Annotated in this window: 11 protein-coding genes; 6 read left to right on the forward strand and 5 right to left on the reverse strand. The window is 65.8% G+C overall.

Annotated features, from left to right (window positions below; all coding sequences use genetic code 11):
• Positions 1-692: 692 nt before the first annotated feature.
• The 5 genes from AB0I76_RS16930 to AB0I76_RS16950 form a co-directional block, all read right to left on the reverse strand.
• Complete coding sequence (locus AB0I76_RS16930; protein ID WP_357035800.1) at positions 693-2372, reverse strand: hypothetical protein; 1680 nt, start codon at positions 2370-2372, stop codon at positions 693-695.
• Between the two features lie 293 nt (positions 2373-2665).
• On the reverse strand, positions 2666-3061 hold the full coding sequence (locus AB0I76_RS16935; RefSeq protein WP_357035803.1) for a hypothetical protein: 396 nt from the start codon (positions 3059-3061) through the stop codon (positions 2666-2668).
• Between the two features lie 160 nt (positions 3062-3221).
• The gene (locus tag AB0I76_RS16940) at positions 3222-3557 is read right to left on the reverse strand and encodes a hypothetical protein (RefSeq protein ID WP_357035807.1); all 336 of its coding nucleotides are present in this window, start codon (positions 3555-3557) and stop codon (positions 3222-3224) included.
• Positions 3558-4336: 779 nt separating this feature from the next.
• Positions 4337-4864: a hypothetical protein gene (locus tag AB0I76_RS16945; RefSeq protein ID WP_357035810.1), complete on the reverse strand. Its 528-nt coding sequence runs from the start codon at positions 4862-4864 to the stop codon at positions 4337-4339.
• 273 nt (positions 4865-5137) lie between these two features.
• Positions 5138-5362: a winged helix-turn-helix domain-containing protein gene (locus tag AB0I76_RS16950; protein WP_357035813.1), complete on the reverse strand. Its 225-nt coding sequence runs from the start codon at positions 5360-5362 to the stop codon at positions 5138-5140.
• Between the two features lie 308 nt (positions 5363-5670).
• On the opposite strand from AB0I76_RS16950, the gene AB0I76_RS16955 reads away from it, so the two are divergent.
• From AB0I76_RS16955 to AB0I76_RS16980, 6 genes are all read left to right on the forward strand, one after another.
• Positions 5671-5850 carry a hypothetical protein gene (locus tag AB0I76_RS16955; protein ID WP_357035816.1) on the forward strand — a complete coding sequence of 60 codons (180 nt, stop codon included), beginning with the start codon at positions 5671-5673 and terminating at the stop codon, positions 5848-5850.
• A complete protein-coding gene (locus AB0I76_RS16960; RefSeq protein WP_088969275.1) occupies positions 5847-6065 on the forward strand; it encodes a flavin reductase in 219 nt (72 codons plus the stop codon). Before AB0I76_RS16955 ends, AB0I76_RS16960 begins: the two co-directional genes overlap by 4 nt.
• Positions 6062-6235 (forward strand): hypothetical protein, encoded by a 174-nt coding sequence (locus AB0I76_RS16965; RefSeq protein ID WP_357035819.1) that lies wholly within the window; start codon positions 6062-6064, stop codon positions 6233-6235. Before AB0I76_RS16960 ends, AB0I76_RS16965 begins: the two co-directional genes overlap by 4 nt.
• A gap of 409 nt (positions 6236-6644) precedes the next feature.
• A complete protein-coding gene (locus AB0I76_RS16970) occupies positions 6645-7226 on the forward strand; it encodes a dihydrofolate reductase family protein (RefSeq protein WP_357035822.1) in 582 nt (193 codons plus the stop codon).
• 268 nt (positions 7227-7494) lie between these two features.
• Positions 7495-7983, forward strand: a complete 489-nt coding sequence (locus AB0I76_RS16975; protein ID WP_357035825.1) for a hypothetical protein — start codon at positions 7495-7497, stop codon at positions 7981-7983.
• Between the two features lie 301 nt (positions 7984-8284).
• A complete protein-coding gene (locus AB0I76_RS16980; protein ID WP_357035828.1) occupies positions 8285-8431 on the forward strand; it encodes a hypothetical protein in 147 nt (48 codons plus the stop codon).
• Positions 8432-8525: the final 94 nt, after the last annotated feature.

The raw sequence follows: 8525 nt of genomic DNA on the forward strand, positions 1-8525 counted from the left end.
AGCTCGTCGCGCACTACCAGCAGTTGGCCGCGCGATGGAAGAAGCAATGACGGCCGGGCAGTCCGGGCAACACGCTGGAGGAGACGCGCTGCGGTCGCCGTTCGCGCCGAACCCGATCATGTCAAGCATCTGGTGGGACGCGAGTGTCAAGTATCTCCCGTGACACGACAGGCCGGCTGCCAGCCGGTGTGGGAGGACTTTCTGTACGTCTATCAAGGCGGCCCGAGACGGGCCGCACGCGCCGCCGCCTGGGCGCGCGCCGGCCGCTGCCGCTGTCGCTCTGCGGCCGTCACGCCTCATGCCCGGCGGCTGGCGCGGACAGCGGAAAGCCCGGAGGGCCGCCGCATGACGACAGGCCATTGTGTAGGAAGTGGTGGGCCGGCAGCCGGCCGGGCGCGGCGGCCGTCGCACCACCGTGCCGTAGGGCGAGTTACCGCCGGCCGTGGCGGGGATGCGGCGCGGAGTGTGCGGGGCCGCCCCTCCAAGGTCAAGGGCGCTTCGCGTCGCTGCGCGACGGCCCTACGGGCCGCCCTTGACCCCGGAGCCTCTGCGACCCCTCGGGCCGGTAGTCGCCGGCAGGCCAGGGGCCTGCCCGGAGTGCGCGCGCCGCATCCCCACCACGGCCTCCGTCCGCAGCCAGCTCGTCCAAGGCATGTGAGGCCACATGAAAAGCTGCGCAGCTGCCGACCGGCTCAGGACCAATTCGGTCTCCACATGTAGAGGTTCGAGTCGTCTGCCGCCGCCACCACTGCGGGTACTCCGTCGCCGTTCATGTCCCGCACGGCGAAAGCGCGGAACCCTGGCAAACTATCAGCCGTGTCAGACTCGTTGCGATCAAGCAGGTATCGTTGACGAACTTTGCCTTCATGGTTTAGGAGATACAACCCGTTGGCAGAGGGCCATGCAGCGGATCCACATGTACAAACGACTAGAGTCTCCTGCTCTCCTGCCGCAACCCACTCCATTCGCATTGGGAAGCCCGCAACTTCAGCCGTCTCCCATGCGACGTCAAGCGTGCCAGACATCAACGCGTCGATGTTGTATGCCTTAATTGCGGAAATTCCGGCGGCGGCAAGGACGCCATGGGAGAGGCTGGCGGCGAGGAATCCGTGCCTCGATTCGGTAGGCAGCTCCAACGCGTGGGTTAGCCGCATCTCCACTAGATTTATGACGCCTATGAGGGAACCTTCGGAGGCTTTAACCGCACACGAATGACCAGCGTAATCAAGCAGCTCGATTTGGGTCGGACGGAATGGAAGTTCGGCCGCCGCGATCACAGCCCCGTCCGTCAATCGCATCTTGACGACCCGCCCAGAATCACGTCCCGCATGAGTAACGAGAAGTGTTTCGTCGTCCAGGCTCGTCAGATGGATGACGGATGCCCAGGGGTCCGTTCCGGTACCTAAAGCTGCTTCCCAGATTAGTTGGCCAGAAAAATCGAGAGCTAGTACCTCACTCGCACCCGAGTCCGCCACGACGACTAGCTGGCGACCCTTGTCGCAAACAATCTTGCTAAGCGTCTCGTGGCCCGACCCCGGCCGCTTGAGTGGATGCTCCCACTGCACGTCGGGTCCGATCCCGATGACCTTGCCGCGCATGTCGGTCGGCCCTCGATGCTTCTGCAGTGCGATAAGCGTGGCGGAACCAGCCTCGTCCGAGCCGCTAGCGCTAATCCACCAAACCCAGCCGTCCGTAGCGCACTCAGTCGCCAAGGTGCCATTGATGCGGTAAATGGGCACACGATCTTCGCTGATCGCAACGGCAATCTCCGCAATTCCGTCCGCATTGAAGTCGCCAATCTCAACGTTCATTGGCTGAAAGCCCGTTGCAACGGTCGCGATTTGAGTTACCCAGCCCGGCTCCATTCTTTTCGACAGCTCCATGCTGATTCGACTTTTACCGACCAATTGTAGGAGTTCGTTGAAGCGGGATGGGAGTTCCTGCTGTGCAATCAGTAGAGCGGGTTGCCAACTGTCACTGTTGGCCTCATAAATAGCGGTATAGTGACCGTTGCTCACAACAAACCAGGGCGCGCGCACCTCTCGGTGCGAGGCGTAGCTGTAGACCTGCCCGACGTATGCGGGAAGGGTGACGATCTCTACTGACTTCTCATCTGAGGTTCCTGGGCTCTTGGCGTCAATAGCCAGGTGCACACCGTTCGTAGATTGCGCAACGTAGTCGGGGACTATGTACTCTCGCCTCTTAGTCCCCGACTGATAGGGCGTTGTCAGCTTTACGGCCCTACGAATCTCATTCCTAGCATGATCATAGCCGAGGAGTCTCAGGAGTGGCGTTATGAACTCTTCCCGCACATCATCCTCGGTCGCCATTTTGATCCGCGACAGTCGGCGAAGTTCTGAGACGAATTGCATCTGTCGTCGCCACCTCCAGGGCGGAGGCTACCAGTCTTTCATCTCCCCTTCGAGCAACAGAGTGTCGCGGACGATCTCGCGAAGTTGGGTTGAGGAGCCATACTCGCAACCGGGCCGCGACCTGGTCGGTGTTCCCGCGCCGTGCCCGGCACGTGCCCGCTAGACGGGTCAACTAGGGGCAACTGCGGGCTACCACCATGAGTTGGCATGCGCGCAGCATTGAGCGAGCAGGGCCGGTCACCGGCATACCCACGAGGACTTCCCTCAGGTCAACACACCTTTCAAACTGACGGTCAGGGCTGGTGCTGGGCTCGCCTCGCCAACACGAAGCCCGCATAGTCCTCCCCGGCAACTCCGTGGTTGACCCACCGATCCGGGGAGGCCCCGGTGTCCCGCTCCGCCAGTTCCAACGCTTCGGCCGGGTCGTGAACGTGGCCGATCACGCGGCCGTAGCCCGTGTCGCCTTTGTCTTCGGGGTCGAGGGGCGGGAAGACGGACAGGTCGCGGTAGTGCTCGTCGTCCAGGTCCTGTAGGTCATGGACGGACACGTTGTAGCCGTCCTGCCAGGGCCAGACCGAGACCCAGCGGATGCCACGGACACCCGCGAGCGTGACCGGTCCAACGAACTGCTCAACTTCCTTCCTGCGGCCGAGCGCGCCCAGGACGAACGGCCGGGTGAGGTAACGCATGCCCGGAGGCTATCCCGGATGCCCAGGAGCCGAGCTGGGTGACGAACTGGGTGACAACCGGGGCGCATAGCCATGGACGGCCACGGACGCCAGCGGAAGGAGTCCGCAGCTAGGCCACCCTGGCGATCCAGGTCAGCGGCCCGTGTTGGTTGCCTGGGGGTCAAGGAGTCGACGGCTCCTGCGATGCGTCGGTCGCAGTCGTGCGAAAGGCCGTCGCCGACTGGCCGGGCCGCCATCCCTCACCCAGAGCCTTGCGGATGACTGCCGCGACCTGCGATGGAAGAACAGGGACCGACCGACCACCGATCCAGTTGCTTGGGTGGTCCTGAGGCATGGTGACTAGCAACACGCTGCCCTTGCAGTCGGCTTGCTCAACGGCGACGGCGAGTGGTCGCTCACCGAGCGCCTGGGCGTAGGTGGGTCGTCCGCGCACTCGCCACTTGTAGACCACGCCGTCGACCGTGATGAGCCGAGAGCCCTTCTTGGTCAACGCCACGTCGGTCCTCTCGCCATTCGAATGCCGGTGCCGGCAGCTAACCACGTCGTGCCAGCGGTCGGGGCACACAGGGGGCACAAGACGCCGTCAAACTTCGTCAACCAACCACCAACGATGGCAGCCGGAGGCGCGGTGTGAGCAGGCACCGACCACGGTTCCCGCTGGTGGCGGGACAGCGGCATTCAGTTCCGCTTCAACGTCTGAGCCGAGCCGTGGCGTCCGAGCGCGTCGCCTGGTTGAATTCGGCTGTCCTCGCCCAAGGCGTGTTGGCTCCGGATGACCACGCCCGCAAGACGGAGAGGGTGGCAGCCCGTTCAAGCCGGGCCGAGTCCGGGGAGCCCTGCGGTTGCGGGGCTCCCAAGCCTCGAAACGAGCAGATCGGCCGATGCCACAAGATCCGGAACATGCGCGGAATGATCGAGGGCTGGCCGGGTCCGAGGGCAGCTGTTTGACCTGGTAAATGAGCCCGCCCACGCTTGAACGCTAGCCCCTTCCTAAACCGTGTGTGGCAGCGGCAAGTCAGCCGAGACCGAGCCGGTGCAACGCGAGCGCCACGAACCCGCGCACCAACCGATCTTAGCCAGGTATGTCGGCATCGGAGCCCGAGGTGCGGGCGTCGTCGAGGGCCAGGTCGGGTAGCTAGTCGTCGAGCCAGTCGCCAGCCCCAACGCCGCCCTGACCCGGACGGTCGCAGCGCTCACGGACAGCAGCTCGTGGAGGCAGGCGTCGATCCGCTCCGCCAAGGAGACGGCCGGCGGTGGCAGCTGGGGAAAGCTCCGCTATTCGTGGGGAGGCAATCCTCGCGGGTCGTGCTGGTGACGAGACGGGTAGAAGCGTCGGTAGACCGCAGGTACAAATAGCAGAATCAGGACGACGATCGCCGCGCCCACAAGCAGGGGTGGCCCTAGCGAGTCACCGATGCGGACCCAGGTTGGCGCCAAGGTATGCCGAGGCGTGTTCGGGTCGTCAGGACTTCCGTTGAAGGAACCTCGACCGTTGATGAACGCCAGGCCGCAGCAGAGAGCGAATGGAGCGGTCAGGATGCAGGCCGCCACATGCGCCCACGTCCTGCCGCGCACGAGCCCTGCCAGCGACAGGAGCAGGCCAGCCACAGCTAGGCCGGACAGAACCACCGCCAGTTGGTCGACGACCTGGAGGCCCAGGTCTGCAAGGCCATTCCGGTTGGCTGCCTCCTCCGGCGGCACGTAGTACACGACGTCCCAATGCATAAGGTCGTAGAGGATCGTTGCGGCGTTGAGCGTCAGGCCGAGCACCAGCAGACCGACTGCGACTGCCGGTGCGAGCACGTGCCATCGCGGTACCGACGTCACAGCAAGCCTCGCCGGCAACCAGCTCTCCTGATGATCACTCGACGGACCATACACAAACCCGACCGGTCGGCAGGGCACGTCGATCCCCCGAGTCGACAGCAACGCCGACAGCAACGGCCCAGCCAGCGGAGGCCAACTAGGGCCAAATGACGCACGATCGGCCGGAGGTCAGGCACGAGGACGGGCGCGACGGCACGGCCTGCATAGAGCTTTAAACGAGGCGTCCCGTCTCGCCAGCCGACCAGCGGTCTACTTGGGAAGCGGGTTGGCGATGTAGACACCCTTGCCTTGCCGGCCGTCAATCAGTCCTTCGGCCTTGAGCAGCAGCATGGCAGCCCGGATCACGGTGTTGCTGACCTCGTAGTGCTCGCAAAGGGCGGCGAACGACGGCAGCTTGTCGCCCGGCTTCAACTGGCCGGAGCTGACCTGCTCGCGGATATCCCGGGCTACCTGTAGGTAGGCGGCTTCAGACATAGGTGGTGCTCCCAGCTTGGCGGCTGGTGCAAGCAGACCACACCTCTGGCTCGACTTACAACGCTATGTGTCGTAGCTGTTGACCCTGCGCACATTGCGTCCTAAGTTGCTCCTGGGGCTACCCAGCTTGGCGGCCGGGTCGTCCTGCCGTGGGTGCCCTGTCTCCGGACACGGCTGACCGGGTGCCCACGGGATCCCAAGCGTCGGCGGGAGGCGTGATGACCAGGCCGAACGATGCAACTGGTTCGACCGCAGGTGGCGTGCGGGGTGCCAGTTACCACCAGAGGCAGGACAACAGCCGGCGGCGCGTGTCTTACGACGAGTACGTCCTGGCGGCGGCGCTGACCCTCGCCCGCCGGCACCGACCCGTCTGGTCATGGCAGCACTGGCGGCGCATCTGCCGCTGCGGCGGCGACCTGCCCTGCCGAAGCCGTCATCCCATCCCGATCAACCGCGGCCACTGGCCGAGCCAGGACGCGCCGCGATGACGACCCACCTCCCGATCACGCCGGGCTGGACGTGCGGCGGCTGCGGTGCCGACTGGCCCTGCCACACTCGCCGTCGAGAGCTGCGAGCGGAGTACGACCGCGCCCCGGTGTCACTCGCCCTCTACCTGGCAGCCCAGCTCGTCGACGCCGCCGAGGACCTGGGCCACGTCCCCGCCGGCCACCTGCACCACCGATTCCTCGGCTGGACCCGATGAGCATCCTGCGGCCCGGCGACGAGAAGTTCCACTACAGCGACGGCTCCCACAAGTGGATCCCGCCAGGCCCGGACTACGACCAGGAGGTCTGGGACGAGCAGGTCCGCCAGCACAAGCTAGGCCACCTGAGGAACGAGCGCCCAAAGGTCCGCGTCCAGCGCCTCGTCTGACGCCAGCAGTACAGCAGCGAAGTACAGCAACCGTGCCAGCCGAACCCGGCCCAGAAGCCCCCCAGCAGCCCGGATGACCTCGGACCAAGCTCCATCCGACCGGCTCGCCGGCAATCCATAGGTTCAGGGTTCGAGTCCCTGGCGGCCCACCATCTACGGCCTCCGAGCTGCGAACACGTCGGAGAAGATCATCGGGCGCGACCAGGGCACAAACTAGCTCCGATCTTGGCTTCTGCCGCCGTCACCTCGTCTGACATCGGCCTGCCGGAGGAGCTGGCCCACCACACCGCGTGGCCGGTCCTTTTTCGGCGGGCTCAACTTCTCGCCCTGCTGTCGATTTGGCCGCAGCCGTTCGTATAGAGGATGACCGGTCGGCGCGGTGCCGACCGCAAGGCGGAAGGGCGAGGCCATGCGGAAGCTCATAGCCATCGAATTCGTGACCCTTGACGGGGTCATGCAGGGGCTGGGATCGCCGGACGAGGATCGCGACGGCGGTTTCGAGCACGGCGGCTGGGCCGCGTCATACTTCGACGAGGTGCAAGGAGCTGCGGCGGTCGAAGGGCTGAAGTCGACGACGGCGTATCTCTTCGGGCGTAGGACCTACGACAAAATGGCCGAGTTCTGGCCGAGCCAGCCCGACGAGAACCCGATGGCCGCACACCTCAACGCGACGCCGAAGTACGTCACCACGCGGACCCTGAACAACTGCACCTGGTCAAACTCCCGGGTGCTCGCTGGAGATCCCCCGTCGGCCGTTTGGGATCTGAAGGCACAGGGGGACGGCAACATCGCCGTGCTGGGCAGCGGAATGCTCGTTCAGGACCTTATCGCGAATGACCTGGTCGACGGCTTCCGCTTGTTTGTGCATCCCCTGCTTCTCGGCACCGGCAAGCGGTTGTTCCGGGAGATGGACCGGCCGCGACAGCTGCGGCTGGTCGACTGCACGACGACCACCACTGGGGTACTCATGCTCACGTACGAACCGGTGTGACCCGTCAGCTCGGTCACGGTGACGGCGGCCTCGACTTCAACATGGCGCGCCAGCGGCTACCGGATCCGAGTCTGCCGCAACCGACCCGGCAACTCCCATCAGCGACAGGCCCAAACGAGAGCAACCACCGCAGGCTGGACGCAGACAGCAGCCCGACTGCTCTGGAGCGAGCTTTGATCATCTCTGCCGGTCGGCATCCCCGGGGGCCGTGTCGGGAAGCCGCCACTGACCTGCATCGATGCGGCAATCGACCGTACGTTGCGTGGGCATGAGACTCAAACTCGCCCTTGCCGTCGCGACCGCGACGCTGGCCTCCGTCATCGTCCTCCCAGCCGCCGCCCATGCCGCACCGGACAGCCTGGCCTGCGCGGCGGTCGGCAGCTACAGCCGCGTCGTCGGCGGCACGCCGACGACCTTCTGGCTGGTCGGCTCCGTAGGCACCTATCGGTACTGGCACGTCGTCGAGGCCACCTCCGACAACTACCAGCGCAGCTACGTCGTGCGGTGCAGCGGCGAGACGATCGCCACCAGCACGGATCTGGCCGTGACCGCCACCGGCGGCGATCGCTGCGGCAGCACCTCGACCACCATGTACCAGTACGTCGGCGCGCGGACCGGCCTCGAGCCGAATCCGGGTTGGCCCGGGTTCGCCCTGGAGTACGAGTACCACTACTGGCACGTGAAGCGCTGGGTCTGGTCCGGCTTCTTCGGGTACTGGACCTACGACCACTCGGAACTCGCCCGCTGCCTCATCTGAGGATCGAGTCCCACCCGGCCCACCATCTACCGCGTCTGAGCGACGGGCCAGTCGGACGCCTGGACGCCGCCCGGACGGCGACGGGCCGCAGGTGGCGGATGCCCCCTGCGGCCCGTCGGCCACTTGTCGTGCGGGTTGGTCTCCACCGGCCTCGGCAACACCGTGGCCGTCGGCTGAGGCACAGATCGCCTGGATGGCCAGGCCGTCGCTGGGCACGCCGGTCAGCGAGAGGCGGACCGCTCTGAGGCCAGCGTCCGGGTAGAGGGAGTTCAGGAAGGTCTGACCGGTCGAGCCGGCTCCCGTGGCCCCACCGACCGAGTGCACCTGCTCGGTTCCCGGGCAAACGTGGCTGGCCGAGCTGACCCCGGTCTGCACCGATCCCTCGGCCGCCGCCCCCACCGGGTTGGCGCAGATGGCGTACGCGGTGACCTGCCAGTTGCCCGAGTAGGCATCCTCGGCGGCGGCAGCCCGGGCGATGTCCAGGGGACCGGAGGCGCTGGCTGCCCGAGCAGCCCGCGGCGGTGCTTGGCGGCGAGACCGAG

The organism is Micromonospora sp. NPDC049799 (assembly GCF_040656655.1).
GTDB lineage: Bacteria > Actinomycetota > Actinomycetes > Mycobacteriales > Micromonosporaceae > Micromonospora.

Excerpts from the sequence above, each read along its gene's own strand:
- AB0I76_RS16930 (WP_357035800.1), bottom strand. The coding sequence starts at position 2,372 with ATGCAATTCGTCTCAGAACTTCGCCGACTGTCGCGGATCAAAATGGCG.
- AB0I76_RS16935 (WP_357035803.1), bottom strand. The coding sequence starts at position 3,061 with ATGCGTTACCTCACCCGGCCGTTCGTCCTGGGCGCGCTCGGCCGCAGG.
- AB0I76_RS16950 (WP_357035813.1), bottom strand. The coding sequence starts at position 5,362 with ATGTCTGAAGCCGCCTACCTACAGGTAGCCCGGGATATCCGCGAGCAG.
- AB0I76_RS16960 (WP_088969275.1), top strand. The coding sequence starts at position 5,847 with ATGACGACCCACCTCCCGATCACGCCGGGCTGGACGTGCGGCGGCTGC.
- AB0I76_RS16965 (WP_357035819.1), top strand. The coding sequence starts at position 6,062 with ATGAGCATCCTGCGGCCCGGCGACGAGAAGTTCCACTACAGCGACGGC.
- AB0I76_RS16970 (WP_357035822.1), top strand. The coding sequence starts at position 6,645 with ATGCGGAAGCTCATAGCCATCGAATTCGTGACCCTTGACGGGGTCATG.
- AB0I76_RS16975 (WP_357035825.1), top strand. The coding sequence starts at position 7,495 with ATGAGACTCAAACTCGCCCTTGCCGTCGCGACCGCGACGCTGGCCTCC.